A 16,140-nucleotide genomic window follows, 5' to 3' on the forward strand; every position below is an offset into this window, starting at 1 on the left:
CTCTGCCTTCTTAATCAACGAGGCTCCTGCCGGTCAGGCGCAGGAAGACGTCTTCCAGCGAGGAGCGGCGGACCAGGGAGGTGACTGGCCGAAGGCCGCGGCTGGTGACCTGCTCCAGTGCGGCCTCGCCGTCGTGGGCGTAGATGAGCACCCGGTCCGGCAGGGTCTCCAGGCGTTCGCCGATGCCGCCGAGCTCGGCGCCGACGCTCGCGTTGCGTTCCGAGCCGAAGCGCAGTTCGAGGACCTCCCGGGTGGAGTATTCACGGATCAGGCTGGCCGGGGAGCCTTCGGCCATGATCTTGCCCTTGTCCACCACGATCAGCCGGTCGCACAGCTGCTCGGCCTCGTCCATGTAGTGCGTGGTGAGGATCAGGGTGACGCCCTGTTCCTTGAGCCGGAACAGCCGGTCCCAGAGGATGTGCCGCGCCTGCGGGTCCAGGCCCGTGGTCGGCTCGTCCAGGAGCAGGATCCGCGGCTCGTTGATCAGGGAGCGGGCGATCGTCAGGCGCCGCTTCATGCCGCCGGAAAGGGCGTCCACCTTGGACTTTGCCTTGTCCGAGAGCTGGGCGAATTCCAGCAGCTCGTCAGCCTTGGGTTTGAGGTAGCTCATGGGGAGGCCAAAGTAACGGCCGTAGACCAGCAGGTTGTCCCGGACCTTCAGCTCCTCGTCCAGGTTGTCCTGCTGCGGGACGACGCCCAGATGGGCGCGGACTTCCGGCCCGTGCTGCTCGGGGTCCAGGCCCATGATGGACAGGCTGCCGGAGGTCCGCTGCGAGACCCCGCCGATCATCTTCATCGTGGTGGACTTGCCGGCGCCGTTCGGGCCCAGCAGGCCGAAGGCCTCCCCGGCGGGAACACGGAAGGAGATTCCATCGACCGCGACGACGTCGCCGTAGCGTTTGGTGAGGTTCTCGGCGGTGATGACGTAGGGCGCAGCGGCAGCGTGGCTGCCTACAGGGGCATCTTTGGACGCAAGTTCGGACACCAGCACCACGGTAGTTGATGCCCGCAAACTATGAAAGAGTCTTTTCGTAAAAACTCCTGCCATATCGATCCCGAGATAGCGGCCCCGTACGTCCGACGGCGGTGGGATGGGCCGAACTGCGGTGGCTGGGCCTGCCGGAGCGGGCCCAGCCACCGCGGCAGAACCCTAGGCCGGCCCCGAGTTATTTTTCTCCGCCAGTTGGCGTTCCGCGGTTTCCACGACGTTGGCGAGCAGCATGGCGCGGGTCATGGGACCCACTCCCCCGGGGTTCGGCGAGAGCCAGGCAGCGACGTCCGCCGCTGCGGGATCGACGTCGCCCGTGACTACGGCTTTGCCGTTGCCGTCATCGACCCGGCTGACCCCGACGTCGAGCACGATCGCGCCGGGCTTGAGGTCCGCGGCCTTGATCATGTGCGGCTGTCCGGCGGCGGCGATCACGACGTCGGCCTGCCGGAGTTCGGCCGGCAGGTCCACCGTTCCCGTGTGCGCCAGGATGACGGTGGCGTTGACGTCCTTGCGGGTCAGCAGGAGACCCACCGGGCGGCCGATGGTGACGCCGCGGCCCACCACGAGCACGCGCTTGCCCTTCAGGTCGATGCCGTGCCGGGTCATCAGCTCCACGCAGCCCTTGGGCGTGCAGGGCAGCGGCGATTTCATGGGTCCGCTGACGTTGGCCACCAGCCGGCCCAGGTTCATCGGGTGCAGGCCGTCGGCATCCTTGTCAGGATCCATGGCCTCCAGGATGACGTCCTGGTCGATGTGCGCCGGAAGCGGCAGCTGGACGATGTAGCCGGTGCATTCCGGGTTCGCGTTGAGCTCGCGGACCACGGCCAGGAGTTCGTCCTGGGTGGTGTCCTCGGGCAGGTCGCGGCGGATGGACGTGATGCCCACCTCGGCGCAGTCCTTGTGCTTGCCGCCCACATACCAGGTGCTTCCCGGATCGGAACCCACCAGGATGGTCCCCAGTCCGGGGGTGACGCCCTTGGCCTTGAGTGCGGCCACGCGTTCGGTCAGCTCGGCCTTGATGGCAGCGGCTGTGGCCTTGCCGTCAAGGATCTGTGCGGTCTCAGCCGCTTTTGCAGAAGCCATGGCCTACCACTGCTCGTGCTGCGGGTACAGCGGGAAATCGGCGGCGAGCTTGTCCACGCGGCCCTGCAGGGCGTCCACGTCCGTGGCCGCACCGGACTTCAGCGCGGTGGCGATGATGTCCGCCACCTCGGTGAACTCCTCGGCGCCGAAGCCGCGGGTGGCCAGGGCAGGGGTGCCGATGCGCAGGCCGGAGGTGACCATCGGCGGGCGCGGGTCAAACGGCACGGCGTTGCGGTTCACCGTGATGCCCACGGAGTGCAGGAGGTCCTCGGCCTGCTGGCCGTCCAGCTGGGAGTTGCGCAGGTCCACCAGCACCAGGTGCACGTCGGTGCCGCCGGTCAGGACCGAGACGCCGGCGTCGGCGACGTCGGCCTGGCCGAGGCGCTCGGCGATGATCTTGGCACCTTCGAGCACGCGTTCCTGGCGCTCCTTGAATTCCTCGGTCCCGGCGATCTTGAAGGCCACAGCCTTCGCCGCGATCACGTGCATGAGCGGGCCGCCCTGCTGGCCGGGGAAGACGGCGGAGTTGAGCTTCTTGGCCCATTCCTGCTTGGCCAGGATGACGCCGGAGCGCGGACCGGACAGCGTCTTGTGCACCGTGGAGGTGACGACGTCGGAGTGCGGGACCGGGCTCGGGTGCAGACCGGCGGCGACGAGGCCGGCGAAGTGCGCCATGTCGGTCCAGAGCAGGGCGCCGACCTCGTCGGCGATCGAGCGGAAGGCCGCGAAGTCGAGGTGCCGCGGGTAGGCGGACCAGCCGGCGATGATGACCTGGGGCTTTTCGGCGATGGCCTGCTCGCGCAGCTTGTCCATGTCGATCCGGAAGTTGTCTTCCTCGACCTGGTAGGCGGCGACGTTGTAGAGCTTGCCGGAGAAGTTCAGCTTCATGCCGTGGGTGAGGTGTCCGCCGTGGGCCAGGGACAGGCCCAGGATCTTGTCCCCCGGGGTGATCATGGCGTGGAGGGCTGCGGCGTTGGCCTGCGCGCCGGAGTGCGGCTGGACGTTGGCGTATTCGGCGCCGAAGAGCTCCTTGACGCGGTCGATGGCGAGTTGCTCGGCGACGTCGACGTATTCGCAGCCGCCGTAGTAGCGGCGCCCCGGGTAGCCTTCGGCATATTTGTTGGTCAGGACGGAGCCCTGGGCTTCCATGACCGCGCGCGGGGCGAAGTTTTCTGAGGCGATCATTTCCAGGGTGCCGCGCTGGCGGCCAAGTTCCTGGGCCAGAACGGCGGCGATTTCAGGGTCGAGTTCGGCCAGCGGCTGGTTGCTCACGGCGGCTGAAGTGGCGGTGGTAGTAGTCACGAGGAACTCCTGGTAGGCACGGGAACGGCTATTGGTCAGGCTACCGGCTGGCCCGTTACACCGCCCCTTGGTTACGGCCTCCTTGACGGCAGGCCGCGACAGCGGCGGAAGGCACCTGCGCGGGTGCCAACAACGGGCCGACAGCGGTGGTGCTGCCAACCGGTAAGACATGACCCTCGGCCCAGGCGTACGATCCGTGGTCTTCGTGAGTGCCGCTCCCTGATGGTTAGCCATCCAACGCCAGTTGCGACGGGGTTAACACTACCAAAACCCTTTCAAAACTGCCCCTGAAGCGCGGGTAGGCTGTTGTCCGTGACTAACGAGTTCCCCACCTCCTCCTACATCCTGACCCTGTCCTGCCCCGACCGGCCAGGCATCGTGCACGCCGTCGCCGGCGCCCTGCTCGTGGCGGGCTGCAATATTACGGATTCCCAGCAATACGGCAGCCAGGGCACCGGCACCTTCTTCATGCGGGTGGAGGCGACGACGGCGGCCGCCCTGGCCGAACTGCAGGCGGCGCTGGAGCCCGTGGCGCAGGCGTTCGGAATGCAGTGGAGCCTCAACCCTGCCGGCCGCAAGGTCCGCACCCTGCTGATGGCAAGCACCTCGGCCCACTGCCTGAACGACCTGTTGTTCCTGCAGCGCTCCGGCACCCTGCCGATCGACATTCCGGCCATCGTCTCCAACCACCGTGACCTTGAGGGCCTGGCGGAGTTCTACGGCATCCCGTTCCACCACATCCCCGTCACGCCGGACACCAAGTTCCAGGCCGAGGACGCACTCCGGGCTTTGATGAAGGAGCACGACATCGAGCTCACCGTCCTGGCGCGGTACATGCAGATCATCTCGGACGATCTGTGCAGCGAACTGACGGGTAAGGCCATCAACATCCACCACTCGTTCCTGCCGTCCTTCAAGGGTGCCAAGCCCTACCACCAGGCGCATGCCCGCGGCGTGAAGCTCATCGGTGCCACGGCGCACTACGTCACGGCGGCCTTGGATGAGGGGCCCATCATCGAACAGGAAGTCATCCGGGTGGACCACCGGCGCACCGCCGAGCAGTTCGTCCAAATGGGCCGCGACGTGGAGGGCCGCACCCTGGCCCAAGCCGTGCAGTGGCATGCCGAGCACCGTGTCCTGCTCGACGGCAACCGGACGGTTGTCTTTAACTGATTCCGGTTGTCTTTAACTGAATCCGGGCATTGACTAGAGCTATGGAATCCATCAGGAGGGACCGGCTCGAGTCATTCGTGTCCCTGTTGAAGTCCGAGGGGCGGCACGGAGTGCTGGGGCTCGACTGCGGCGCGGGCATGGACGGGTTGCAGTTCGTACAGTCCGGCATCCATTTCACCGGCGTGGACCTGTCCGAGGAGAGCATCCACGCCGCCCGGGCGCGCGGGCTGGAGGCCAGCGTGGCGGGCCCGGAATCGCTGCCGTTCGCCGACGCCGCGTTTTCCTCGATCTGGGCCGTGGACGCGTTGTCCGGCCTGCCGCCGGAGCAGTGGGACGACGTCGTCCGGGAACTCGGGCGGGTGGCGGAACCCGGCGCGCCGATCGCCGTCGTGCTTCCCGTCCCCGACCCCCGCGGCGAGGGCGAGAGCCGGCACGACGGCTTCACGGTCCTCCGCTCCCCCGCCTGAACCTTCTCTCCCGTTGAGCTATCAGTTGTGGTGGCTATCCGGCGCCTGGGACAGCCATATGTGATAGCGCAACGGCCGTGGACCCGCACTTACTTACGCCGGCTCGGTCCGCAAGAGGTGGCGTGTTCTAGGCTGAAGGCATGGCTCCCCTATACGCGTTCGCCGGCACGACTCCGGCCGTCCATGACTCCGCCTTCATCGCCCCCACGGCCTCAGTGATCGGCAACGCCACCCTGGCCGAAAACTCCAGCGCCTTCTACGGCGTGTCCGTCCGTGCCGACACGGCCGCCATCGCCGTGGGCGCCGGCAGCAATCTGCAGGACAACGTGGTGCTGCACGCCGACCCCGGTTTCCCGTGCACCGTCGGCGCGCGGGTCAGCGTCGGCCACAGCGCCGTCGTGCACGGCTGCACCGTCGAGGACGACTGCCTAATCGGCATGAGCGCCACCATCCTCAACGGGGCCGTGATCGGCGCCGGCTCGCTCGTCGCCGCCGGCGCCGTGGTGTTGGAGGGCACGGTCATCCCGCCCCGCTCGCTCGTCGCCGGAGTTCCGGCCAAGGTCCGGCGGGAGCTCAGCGACGAGGAGTTCGCGGGCGTCCAGCACAATGCCGCCCACTACCAGGAACTGGCACGGGCACACCGGGAACTCCACAGCAGCTAGGACGCACTTGGTGGGAGGCGCCTTCGCCAGCAGTCGGATCCAGCCGGTCAATCCAGCGCGATCGGCCCCAGCTCGGCCAGCAGCTCGCCCGGGCCGGGGTTGCCCGCCGGAGTCCGGCCGCCGAGGTGGTTGACCACACCCCAGACTGCATTCAGGCCAGTGGTGACGGCGCCTTCCGCCCAGCCGGCCGTGAAGGAGACGTCGTCCCCCGCGAGGAAGATCCCGCGCTGTTCGGCCGGGAGCCCGTCCTGCTTGAAGTGTGTGAAGAGCCGCTGCTGGTAGCGGTAGTGCCCCGGCAGGTTGGCCTTGAAGGCACCCATAAAGTTGGGATCGGCCTCCCAGGAGACCGTGATCGGCTGGCCCACGATGTGGCTGGCGATGTCGACGCCGGGATAGATCTGCTCCAGCGAGTGCAGCATGAGTCGGACGCGTTCCTCCGCGTCAAGTGCCAGCCACTTCAGCGCGTCATCGTTCCAGGTGTAGGACAGCAGGATCACGGCGGGCTGGTCCAGGCCGTTGTCCAGCAGGTAGGTGGCCCGGTTCAGTCGGTCGGTCAGCGTCATGGACAGGACCTCGCGGCCGGACTCGGGGTCGATGTCCTTCCAGAACGGCCGGTCCACCATGACGAAGGTCTTGGAGGATTGCATGTAGTGCGAGCGTTCGATCGCCGTCCACAGCTCGGCGGGAAACAGCGATTCGTCCGTGTGGATCCGCGTCGACAGCAACCACGACTGGCACGTGGTCACCACCGCCGGGTAGGCGGATTCCCGTCCCCACCGTTCGCGGATCTGGAAGTCGCCGCTGCCGTCACGCCCGATGCGCTCCACGGCGCCCCGCGGGGCTCCCGCGTGCAGCGTTGCCAGGGACGTGCCGTCCGGCCAGTGGGCCATGCCCGACGGCGCGTGCTCCCAGAGCGCCTCGGGGAGCCGCTGCGCACCGCCGGCGATGTACCGGTGCTGGTCATCGGCGTCGGTGTAGACGACCCGAAGGATTTCGAGGATGGAGTTGGGGAAGTCGGTGTCCCAGCCGCCGGTGCCGAACCCCACTTGCCCGAACGCCTCGCGGTGGGCGAAGCCGGCCTCCTTGAAGGAGTCGCTGCCGGCGATGAAGCCGTAGAACGTCTGTTCGTCCAGCTCAGGGAGCAACGCGTTCCAGAGTTCCTTGATTCGGGCGGTGTCCCGGTCCCGGATGGCCGATTGCATCTCGGCGAACCGGGCGCCGTCGTTCACGGCCGCCTTCCAGGCATCCGCCACCTCAAGGAAGAACGGAGGGAGGTCCGCGGCGGTCTCTGCGTAGTACTTCTGGCCGGCGAGTTCGATCACCGTGCTGGGGGTGGCGGGTGCCAGCGGGTTGGGGAATTCACAGGTCTGCAGTCCGAGCAGGTCCACATAGTGGTAGAAGGCCTTGCCGGAGACCGGGAAACGCATGCCGCCGAGGTCTGCCACGATGCCGGGCGCGGACGGGAAGCTGGCGGTCCTCAGCCGGCCCCCGATCCGATCGGCCTCGTAAACCACCGGCCGCAGCCCCAGCTTCATGAGTTCATAGGCAGTCACCAGTCCGGACAGGCCGGCACCGACGACGGCGACCTCCGTCCCGTAGAGCTCGGGCGGCACCGCGCCCAGGCCGTTAGGGTGGGCCAGGTAGTGGTCGTAGCTGAACGGGAAGTCCGGATTCAGCATGGTGATGGGCGCGTCGGCGGGACGGGTGGAAGCCGGTTCGGGGGCCGGCAGTTCGGTGGCGGTGGTCACGAGATCTCTGCCTTCAGGTCTTGGGTTGTGGTGGTGTTGGCGGGCTGGCGGCTTGAAAGTTCACGGTATTCCTCGTGGCTCAGGGCTGCCACCCTGGAGTTCTTCCGGCCGTAGCCGAAGTAGGCGGCAAAGCCCACGAGCATCCAGGCACCGAAGACCGCCCAGGTCTCGGCGCCGAGGTTGGCCATGAGGTAGGCGCACATGAGGGCGCCGAGAATCGGTGTCAGCGGAAAGAGCGGGACACGGAAGCTGCGTGTCAGCTCCGGTCGGGTCCGCCGCAGGTAGATGACTGCCACGTTGACCAGGGCGAACGCGAACAGGGTCCCGATGCTGGTGGCGTCCGCGAGGGCGCCGAGCGGCACCAGTCCGGCAGTCAACGCGACGGCAGTGCCTACGATCAGAGTTCCGGCAACCGGGGTGCCGGTCCGTGCCGAGACGCGGCCGAAGACCTTGGGGACCAGGCCGTCGCGCGACATTGAGAGCAGGATCCGGGTCTGCCCGTAGAGGACGGTCAGCACGATGCTGGCGATGGCCAGGACGGCGCCGACGGCGAACACCACGCCAACCCATGGCTGGCCGGTGATTTCCTCGAGGATCTTTACGAGGGCGGCTTCGGTGCCATCGAACCAGCCCCAGGGGCGGGCGCCGATGGCGGCGACGGCGACGAGCACGTAGATGCTGGTAACGATCAGCATGGACAGAAGGATGGCCCGCGGGAGGTCACGCTTGGGGTTGCGGGCTTCCTCGCCGGCCGTGGAGGCAGCGTCGAAGCCAATGTAAGAGAAGAAAACCCGGGAGGCTGCGGCCGAGACGCCGGCAGCGCCCATTGGCATGAGGGGTTCGAAGTGTCCGCCGTTGAAAGCGGTGAAAGCAACGGCGCAAAAGAACAGCAGGATGCCGACCTTGACCAGGACGATCGCTGTGTTGATCCAGGCGCTTTCCTTGGCACCGCGGACCAGGAGCACCGTGGCCAGGACCACAATGACCATCGCGGGCACATTCAGCACTCCGCCGGCTCCGGGCGGCTGCGAGATGGCGTCTGGGAGGGTCAGGCCGAAGACCCCCACGGCCTCGTTGACGTACTGGCCCGCGCCGACCGCAACGGCGGCCACCGAGACGGCGTACTCGAGCACCAGGCACCAGCCGCAAACCCAGGCCATGCCCTCGCCCATGGTGGCATAGGTGTAGGAATAGCTGGAACCCGCGGCAGGAACCAAGCCGGCCATTTCGGCATAGGACACTGCGGAGAGCAGGGCAGCCAGTCCGGCGATGGCGAAGGAGATCCAGATGGCCGGGCCGGCGAGCGGCACCGATTCGCCCAGGATGACCAGAATGCCGGTGCCCAGCGTGGCGCCGACACTGATCATGGTCAGCTGCAGCACACCGAGGCTGCGGACCAGCCGGGTGCCGCCATGCCCGGTTTCCGCCTCGTTGACCAGCTGCCCTATGGGCTTGCGGCGCAGTAGCTGGGCGGCGAGCCCTGGACGGGCGGCGGCCGCCGGGGGGCGTTCCCCGATCAGAGTTGGCACAGTCATCGTTGACGTCCTTATCTTCAGTAGTGGTCGGTTTCCCCTGGTCCACCCTAGGGCTGTGAGCCACCTCTCACGGTTGTGCAAAAAGACCTGTAATCTACCCATATGAGACTTAATGCACCTCCTTGGTTGCGGGACGTGCCCGGGCGGACCGGGATGGAGCCGCAGCCGTGACTGCTGAGGACTCCGAGCGGCTCGGTTTCGTGACGTTGTCCCAGTTCCTGCGCCAACTGCCTGCGCTGAGCGTCTTGCACGATGGCGGCAACGGGGACCAGCGCCTACGCTGGGTGGAGCCCAGCGAGCTGGGCGATCCGACCCCTTACTTGCTCGACGGCGAGTTCCTGCTTACGGCCGGCATGCCGTTCGTGGGCGACGGCGGCGGTGAACAGCCGGTGGACGCCTATGTGCGGCGTCTGGTCGAGGCCGGCGTCAGTGCCCTCGGCTTTGGCTTGGAACCTTACTTCGAGGCCGTGCCGGCTGCCGTGGTCCGGGCCTGCCGGCAGCACAACCTGACGCTGGTGGCCATCCCGGGGGACATCCCTTTCGCCGCGCTGGGGCTGGAATTCTCCAGGCTGCTGGAGTCGGACAACGCCCGGATCTTCCGCCAGCTGGCCGACACCAACCGCCAGCTCATGCGGGCGGTCCTGTCCGCGCGGCCCGAGCACGAACTCCTCGCGGCGCTGGTGCAGCGCGTCCCGGTCTGGGCCATGCTGGTCGGGGCGGACGGGCGGGTGCGGGCACGCGGTTCCGGCAGCTCGCACGGACCGGACGCCGAGGGCTCCGCTGCCCGCGTCGATTCCGCCGTTTTACAGCCGCTGCTGACCCGGCTGCTCGCCGGCAGCGGCCCGCGGGTGGAGATGGATTCGTTCGACGTTGCAGGCTCATCGCTGGTGGTCGGGTATCCGCTCCGCAGCACCCGGGACGCCAACCTCGGCGCGCTCGTCCTCGGCACGAACGCCCCGCTGACCCCGGCGCAGAACAGTGTGGTCTCCACCGCCGTCGGGCTTCTGGAACTGCTGGTCCGCCAGCGCACCAGCGGCTCCCTGGCCCCCAGCCAGCTGGCGACGGCGTTGCTGCTGCACCCGGAGAGCGTCGCGTCGGGAACGGCGCGGCAGGTCAACGGGCTGAAAGACCTGCTGGCGCAAAGCATTTCCTCCACCCGGTCCGGTCATCTGCGGGTTATCCAGGGAGTCCGGGCGGACCCCGCCGCGGTCAGCGCCCGGGCGGCGCCCGGGCAGCGCCGCCCGGGCGAAGGGCCGGTGCGGGAGTTGCTCGAATGGCGCAGGCTGTTCGACACCAAACTGGTGGAACACACCGACTACGGCTTTGCCGCCATCACCCGGCTGAAGGTCGACGAGGCCCTGCTCGCGGAGGTGGAGCGGCTCGGCTGGCGCCTGGTGATCGGCAGCGACACCGAGTTCACTTCCCTGGCGGAGGCCTACCAACTCGCCTCCTCGCTGCGCAACCGCGTAATGACCAGCCGCCGGAGCGTCCGGGAAGAGGACATCACTTGGTCCGTGGCGGGCCTGCTGGGTTCCGAGGCCGGTACGATGCTGGCGGGCCGCCTGCTGGCGCCTTTGCTCGCTCTCGAGCCGGAGCGCCGCGATAACTCGCTGGGGATCCTACGGGCCTGGCTTGGCGAGAACGGCAGCTGGGACGCCACGTCGAAGGCCACGGGCCTGCATCGCAACAGCGTCCGCCGGCAGATCGGCGTCATCGCTGAACTGCTGGGCCAGGACCTCAATCAGGCCCAGGCCCGCGCGGAGCTTTGGATTGCGCTGCAGTACATCACCCTGCACGATCAGGGAGGCCCTGACATGCCCGGCGCTGCGGCGGCCGTTGCTTCACCGGAGACCGCGGCTCCCGCGGGTCAAATGCCCCAGGAACGGTAGACGTCCGGGCGGCGGTCCCGCAGGTAGGCCACGGCCTCGTCCGCGCTGGCAGCCCTGTCCGTCGCATCCGCGGCGTCCAGAGTCCGGCCCAGTTCGGCATAGAGCAATTCTGTCCCGGTCCCGCCCACGGCCAGCACCGAGCCCTCCGGGCCGGCAACAATGCTGCCGCCGAGAAAATCGTAGCCTTCCTCACCGCCGGTGTGGTTGGCGTACGCTACCGTCAGCTGGTTCTCCAGCGCCCTGGCCCGGACCAGCACCTGGGGCACAGCCTCGAACCCGCCGGCGAGTGCCGTCGGCACCAGCAGCAGTTCGGCGCCGCGCACGGCGGCGGCCCGCGCGGACTCGGGAAACTCTATGTCGTAGCAAATGACCAGCGCCGTCTTGATCCCTTGGAACTCAACGACACGGGGGGCCTCCGCGGCCGGCGCAAAGGCCCCGCGTTCCTCAGGGCCGAACAGGTGGACCTTGTCATAAGTGAGAAGTTCCCCGCCGGAGGCGTCAACCAGGGTGGCGGAGATATGCCAGTCCCCCGCGGGCGTCAGAGCTGGGAGACTGTAGACCAGTCCGATGTTGTGGCGCCGGGCGATACCCGCGAGGGTCTCCCGGAGTGCAGGCAGCGTTCCGGGATCGAATGTTGACCGCAGCCGGCGTGGGGCGTAGCCGACGGGGAAAAGCTCGGGCGTCAGAAGCAGCTGCGCTCCCGCGTCGGACGCCTTGGACGCCGCTTCCTCCACGGCGGCGCAGTTGGCCTTCACGTCTAGCACGACCGCACTCGCCTGCATCAGGGCCAGCAGCACCATTACCACCTCACGACTCGCCGGGTATCCGCACGGGCAACGCGGACTCTCAGGGTCCACAGTAGCCACCGCCCGGGAGGCCGAGGCTGGTGCATTTCCGCCCGTCTGCCCACCGAGCGGGGCAGAATATCCCGCTCAGGGAGAGGGAAGCGACCATCCCGGTACAGCCCGGGAACCGGCACGGCCGTTACCAATGCGTTAACTTCTTGACTACAAGGCCGGGATGAGTCACGCTTCATAGCATGCCCTCACCAACGAGCTCAACGAGGAGCCGAACCAAAAACCCCGGATCGCAGTCAGCCCTCCGGCATCTGAACCAGCAGCGGATCATCGAATGCCTCCTGACAGGTCCTTCCACCCAGGCGGAGCTGGCCCGCCAGACCGGTCTTTCGACGGCCACGGTCTCCAATATCGTCCGGATCATGCTGGCGGCCGGGCTGGCCTCGACCGAGCCGATCACCAGCTCCGGGCGGCGCGCCCTGAACGTCCGGCTCAACAGCAACGGAGCCGTCGCCGTCGGGATCGACTTCGGCCGCCGACACCTGCGCGTCGTGCTTGCCTCGCTGAGTTATCACGTGATCGCCGAGGACTCGGTCCTGCTTCCCCTGGGCCATCGGGCAGAGGAAGGCATCCAGGCCGCCGTCGGGGTGCTGGACCGGCTGCTGGCGGACAGCGGCGTGGAGCGCACCGCCCTGGTGGGTGCCGGCGTCGGGATTCCCGGCCCCATCGACCGGCGCACGGGAACGGTGGCGCAGGGCGCGATCCTGCCCGAATGGGTCGGCATCAATATCCTCACACGCCTCGAACAAGCGCTTGATCTGCCCGTCTTCGTTGACAATGACGCCAACCTGGGCGCCCTGTCCGAAGTCACGTGGGGGCCACACAGCGGCATCGACAACTTAATGTTCCTCAAGATCGGTTCGGGCATCGGCGCCGGGCTGATCCTCAATGGGGTCCCGTACTACGGCAACGTCGGCATCACCGGCGAAATCGGCCATGCCACCATCCACGAGCACGGGCTGATCTGCCGGTGCGGGAACCGGGGATGCCTGGAAACGATCGCCTCCACCACCACAATGATCGAACTTTTGAGCCGCGGCGAGGACCGTCCGCTATCGCCCGGCGACATCGTCCGCAAAACCCTGGAGCGCGACTCGGCAACCCTGCGCGTTGTGGACGACGCCGGCCTCGCCGTCGGACGCGCCCTGGGCAACGTGGCGAACTTGATCAATCCGGAAGTGATCGTGGTGGGCGGCCCGCTGGCCGGGCTCGGTGAGCTGCTTTTGGACCCCATCCGGCGCGGCTTGATCCGCCATGCCGTTCCGGTGATCGGCGAGACGACCACCCTCACGATGTCGTCCCTGGGCGACCGCGCGGAAGCCCTCGGGGCCACGGCGCTGGTGTTCCAGCATGCCGGGATCCGGCGAAATTGAGCATTCGTTATCGGGCCGTTGCGTTAAAGACTTGACGACAATGGCTGTGAGCTAGTTTACTTTTCCATCAGACGGCCCTGCGGTTTGCAGGGGCGGACAACGAAGTCATGCATTGGAGGCGTAAGGGCAGATGACGTCCCTCAACACGCACAGCGATCCGCTAATCCTCGAGATGCGCTCCATCACCAAGGAATTCCCCGGCGTTAAAGCTTTGGCCGATGTGAGCCTGCGGGTGAAGGCCGGCGAGATCCACGCCATCTGCGGTGAGAACGGCGCCGGGAAATCGACCCTGATGAAGGTGCTCTCGGGGGTCTACCCCTACGGCACCTACACCGGGGACATCGTTTACCAGAACGAGATCCAGCAGTTCAAGGACATCCGGGCCAGCGAGCACGCCGGGATCGTGATCATCCACCAAGAACTGGCACTCATTCCCGAACTGTCCATCACCGAGAACATCTTCCTGGGTAACGAACCCACCAAGCGCGGTGTGATCGACTGGGCCGAAGCCCGCACCAGAACCACCGAACTGCTGGCCCGGGTGGGGCTGCGGGAGGACCCGGACACCCCCATCAAGGAGATCGGCGTCGGCAAGCAGCAGCTCGTCGAGATTGCCAAGGCCCTGAACAAGTCGGTGAAGCTCCTGATCCTGGACGAGCCCACGGCGGCGCTGAACGAGTCCGATTCCCAGCACCTGCTGGACCTCATGCTGGGCCTGAAGGGCCGCGGCATCACCTCGATCATCATTTCGCACAAGCTCAACGAGATCGAGCAGATCGCGGATGAAATCACGATCATCCGCGACGGGAAGTCGATCGAGACGCTGAACGTCAAGGCCGACGGCGTCGACGAGGACCGCATCATCAAGGGCATGGTGGGCCGGACGCTGGAATCCCGGTTCCCGGACCACGAGCCGAAGATCGGCGAGGTGCTCTTCGAGGTGAAGAACTGGAACGTCGGCCACCCGCAGATCCAGGACCGCCTGGTGTGCAAGAACTCCAGCTTCTTCGTCCGCCGGGGCGAGATCGTCGGATTCGCCGGGCTGATGGGAGCCGGGCGTACCGAGCTGGCCCGGTCCGTGTTCGGGCGCTCCTACGGCCGCTTCATCTCGGGCCATGTCTACAAAGACGGCAAGGAGCTGCAGCTCAAAAGCGTCCGCCAGGCGATCGACGCCGGGCTGGGCTACGTCACGGAGGACCGCAAGTCCTTGGGCCTGAACCTGCTCGATGACATCAAGGCCACCACGGTCTCGGCCAACCTGCGCAAAATCAGCAGGCACTTCGTGGTGGACGCGAACAAGGAATACGCCGTCGCGGAGGAATACCGGAAGTCGCTGCGGACCAAGACGCCCTCCGTGGAGGAAGGTGTCGCGAAGCTCTCCGGCGGCAACCAGCAGAAGGTCGTGCTGGCGAAGTGGATGTTCACGGACCCGGACGTGCTGATCCTGGACGAGCCGACCCGCGGGATCGACGTCGGGGCCAAGTATGAGATCTACGGCATCATCCAGAAACTGGCCAACGAGGGCAAGGCCGTGATCGTCATCTCCTCGGAACTGCCCGAACTGCTGGGCCTCTCGGACCGCATCTACACGATCTTCGAAGGCGCCATCACCGGCGTGCTGAACAAGGACGAAGCCAGCCAGGAAAGCCTCATGAGGCTCATGACGTCCGCCCGCAAGACCGCCTCGCCCTCTGGGACGATCCAGAACTAGCCGAACTACCCGGAAACAAGGACTGAAACAATGAACGCGCTCAAGAAGCTCTTTGGCGGCAATACCCGCCAATTCGGCATGATCTTCGCCCTGGTGGCGCTGATCGTGTTCTTCGAGATTTTCACGGAGGGCCGCACGCTCACATCGGGCAACGTCATCAACCTCTTCAACGGCAACTCCTACATCCTGATCCTGGCCATCGGCATGGTGCTGGTCATCATCGCCGGCCACATCGACCTCTCCGTCGGTTCCGTCGCGGCCTTCGTGGGCGTGTGCGTGGCCCTCTTCATCCGCGACTGGGGACTGCCCTGGTATGTCGGCATCCTCATGGGGCTGCTGCTGGGCGTTGCCATCGGCGCCTGGCAGGGCTTCTGGGTGGCCTATGTCGGCATTCCGGCGTTCATCGTCACCCTCTCGGGCATGCTGATCTTCCGCGGGGCCAACCAGTTTGTCGGCAAATCCAACACCATCCCGGTCTCGACGGACTTCCAGTACATCGGTTCCGGCTACCTCCCCGAGATCGGCCCGCAGACCGGGTATAACAACCTCACCGTCCTGCTGGGCCTGGCCGCCGTCGCGTACGTGATCTTCAGCGAAATCCGTTCCCGCCGCACTGCCAAGGCCCTCGGGGCCGACGTCCCCGAAGCCTGGGTCATGGTCCTGAAGCTGGTCCTGATCTGCGGCGCCATCCTCTATGCGACCTACCTGTTCGCCACCGGCCGGCCGGGCACATCCTTCCCGATCCCGGGCCTGATCCTCGCCGTCCTGATCCTGATCTACGGCTTCATCTCCTCCAAGACCGTCATCGGCCGGCACATCTACGCCGTCGGCGGCAACCGGCACGCCGCCGAGCTCTCCGGCGTGCAGTCCAAGAAGGTCAACTTCCTGGTCATGATGAACATGTCCATCCTTGCCGGCCTGGCCGGCATGATCTTCGTGGGCCGTTCCACCGCCTCGGGCCCGTTCGACGGCGTCGGCTGGGAACTTGACGCCATCGCGGCCGTGTTTATCGGCGGCGCAGCAGTCACCGGCGGCGTGGGCACCGTGATCGGCTCGATCATCGGCGGCCTGGTCATGGCCGTGCTGAACAACGGCCTGCAGCTCCTCGGCGTCGGCGCCGACCTCACCCAGATCATCAAGGGCCTGGTCCTCCTGATCGCCGTCGCCTTCGACGTCTACAACAAGACCCAGGGCAAGAGATCGATCGTCGGCATGCTGATGAAGAACTTCGGCCGCAGCAGCGAGATCAAGGCCGACGAGACCACCCAAACCAAAGAGGTCATCTCCCGGGGGATCTGAGCCGCTACCCCTGTTCCCGACTTCCGCTATTTCCCCCACACCACCAAAAG

Annotated in this window: 13 protein-coding genes; 7 read left to right on the forward strand and 6 right to left on the reverse strand. The window is 66.7% G+C overall.

Annotated elements, in window-relative coordinates:
* Nucleotides 1-10: 10 nt before the first annotated feature.
* From BM372_RS15170 to glyA, 3 genes are all read right to left on the reverse strand, one after another.
* Nucleotides 11-1,012: an ABC transporter ATP-binding protein gene (locus tag BM372_RS15170; protein ID WP_371261751.1), complete on the reverse strand. Its 1,002-nt coding sequence runs from the start codon at nt 1,010-1,012 to the stop codon at nt 11-13.
* A gap of 138 nt (nt 1,013-1,150) precedes the next feature.
* Complete coding sequence (locus tag BM372_RS15175) at nt 1,151-2,074, reverse strand: bifunctional methylenetetrahydrofolate dehydrogenase/methenyltetrahydrofolate cyclohydrolase (RefSeq protein WP_090956281.1); 924 nt, start codon at nt 2,072-2,074, stop codon at nt 1,151-1,153.
* Nucleotides 2,075-2,077: 3 nt separating this feature from the next.
* Complete coding sequence (gene glyA, locus BM372_RS15180; RefSeq protein ID WP_090956282.1) at nt 2,078-3,376, reverse strand: serine hydroxymethyltransferase; 1,299 nt, start codon at nt 3,374-3,376, stop codon at nt 2,078-2,080.
* Between the two features lie 312 nt (nt 3,377-3,688).
* Between glyA and purU the strand changes: the two genes are divergently transcribed.
* The 3 genes from purU (at nt 3,689) to BM372_RS15195 (ending at nt 5,678) form a co-directional block, all read left to right on the forward strand.
* Complete coding sequence (gene purU, locus BM372_RS15185) at nt 3,689-4,549, forward strand: formyltetrahydrofolate deformylase (protein ID WP_090956335.1); 861 nt, start codon at nt 3,689-3,691, stop codon at nt 4,547-4,549.
* Between the two features lie 41 nt (nt 4,550-4,590).
* Complete coding sequence (locus tag BM372_RS15190; RefSeq protein ID WP_090956283.1) at nt 4,591-5,016, forward strand: class I SAM-dependent methyltransferase; 426 nt, start codon at nt 4,591-4,593, stop codon at nt 5,014-5,016.
* Nucleotides 5,017-5,156: 140 nt separating this feature from the next.
* Nucleotides 5,157-5,678 (forward strand): gamma carbonic anhydrase family protein, encoded by a 522-nt coding sequence (locus BM372_RS15195; protein WP_090956284.1) that lies wholly within the window; start codon nt 5,157-5,159, stop codon nt 5,676-5,678.
* Nucleotides 5,679-5,725: 47 nt separating this feature from the next.
* Here BM372_RS15195 and BM372_RS15200 read toward each other — a convergent pair whose 3' ends face one another.
* Nucleotides 5,726-7,426, reverse strand: a complete 1,701-nt coding sequence (locus BM372_RS15200; protein ID WP_177236031.1) for a flavin monoamine oxidase family protein — start codon at nt 7,424-7,426, stop codon at nt 5,726-5,728.
* Complete coding sequence (locus BM372_RS15205) at nt 7,423-8,961, reverse strand: APC family permease (RefSeq protein WP_177236032.1); 1,539 nt, start codon at nt 8,959-8,961, stop codon at nt 7,423-7,425. The genes BM372_RS15200 and BM372_RS15205 overlap by 4 nt, the downstream gene beginning before the upstream one ends.
* A 167-nt stretch (nt 8,962-9,128) precedes the next feature.
* On the opposite strand from BM372_RS15205, the gene BM372_RS15210 reads away from it, so the two are divergent.
* Nucleotides 9,129-10,850 carry a PucR family transcriptional regulator gene (locus BM372_RS15210; RefSeq protein ID WP_090956285.1) on the forward strand — a complete coding sequence of 574 codons (1,722 nt, stop codon included), beginning with the start codon at nt 9,129-9,131 and terminating at the stop codon, nt 10,848-10,850.
* On the opposite strand, the gene BM372_RS15215 is transcribed toward BM372_RS15210, so the two are convergent.
* Nucleotides 10,829-11,650 carry a nitrilase-related carbon-nitrogen hydrolase gene (locus BM372_RS15215; RefSeq protein WP_090956286.1) on the reverse strand — a complete coding sequence of 274 codons (822 nt, stop codon included), beginning with the start codon at nt 11,648-11,650 and terminating at the stop codon, nt 10,829-10,831. The two genes, BM372_RS15210 and BM372_RS15215, sit on opposite strands and share 22 nt — an antisense overlap.
* 239 nt (nt 11,651-11,889) lie before the next feature.
* Here BM372_RS15215 and BM372_RS15220 point away from each other — a divergent pair, with 239 nt between their 5' ends.
* The 3 genes from BM372_RS15220 (at nt 11,890) to mmsB (ending at nt 16,090) form a co-directional block, all read left to right on the forward strand.
* On the forward strand, nt 11,890-13,080 hold the full coding sequence (locus BM372_RS15220; RefSeq protein WP_090956287.1) for an ROK family transcriptional regulator: 1,191 nt from the start codon (nt 11,890-11,892) through the stop codon (nt 13,078-13,080).
* 130 nt (nt 13,081-13,210) lie between these two features.
* Entirely contained in the window at nt 13,211-14,791 is a 1,581-nt protein-coding gene (gene mmsA / locus BM372_RS15225) for a multiple monosaccharide ABC transporter ATP-binding protein (RefSeq protein ID WP_090956288.1), read from the forward strand.
* 30 nt (nt 14,792-14,821) lie between these two features.
* Nucleotides 14,822-16,090 (forward strand): multiple monosaccharide ABC transporter permease, encoded by a 1,269-nt coding sequence (gene mmsB / locus BM372_RS15230; RefSeq protein ID WP_090956289.1) that lies wholly within the window; start codon nt 14,822-14,824, stop codon nt 16,088-16,090.
* Nucleotides 16,091-16,140 lie beyond the last annotated feature (50 nt).

It is taken from the genome of Arthrobacter sp. ov118 (genome assembly GCF_900116495.1).
In the GTDB taxonomy this organism is placed as follows: domain Bacteria; phylum Actinomycetota; class Actinomycetes; order Actinomycetales; family Micrococcaceae; genus Arthrobacter.

Excerpts from the sequence above, each read along its gene's own strand:
- BM372_RS15175 (WP_090956281.1), bottom strand. The coding sequence starts at position 2,074 with ATGGCTTCTGCAAAAGCGGCTGAGACCGCACAGATCCTTGACGGCAAG.
- BM372_RS15190 (WP_090956283.1), top strand. The coding sequence starts at position 4,591 with ATGGAATCCATCAGGAGGGACCGGCTCGAGTCATTCGTGTCCCTGTTG.
- BM372_RS15195 (WP_090956284.1), top strand. The coding sequence starts at position 5,157 with ATGGCTCCCCTATACGCGTTCGCCGGCACGACTCCGGCCGTCCATGAC.
- BM372_RS15205 (WP_177236032.1), bottom strand. The coding sequence starts at position 8,961 with ATGACTGTGCCAACTCTGATCGGGGAACGCCCCCCGGCGGCCGCCGCC.
- BM372_RS15215 (WP_090956286.1), bottom strand. The coding sequence starts at position 11,650 with ATGGTGCTGCTGGCCCTGATGCAGGCGAGTGCGGTCGTGCTAGACGTG.
- BM372_RS15220 (WP_090956287.1), top strand. The coding sequence starts at position 11,890 with ATGCCCTCACCAACGAGCTCAACGAGGAGCCGAACCAAAAACCCCGGA.
- mmsA (WP_090956288.1), top strand. The coding sequence starts at position 13,211 with ATGACGTCCCTCAACACGCACAGCGATCCGCTAATCCTCGAGATGCGC.
- mmsB (WP_090956289.1), top strand. The coding sequence starts at position 14,822 with ATGAACGCGCTCAAGAAGCTCTTTGGCGGCAATACCCGCCAATTCGGC.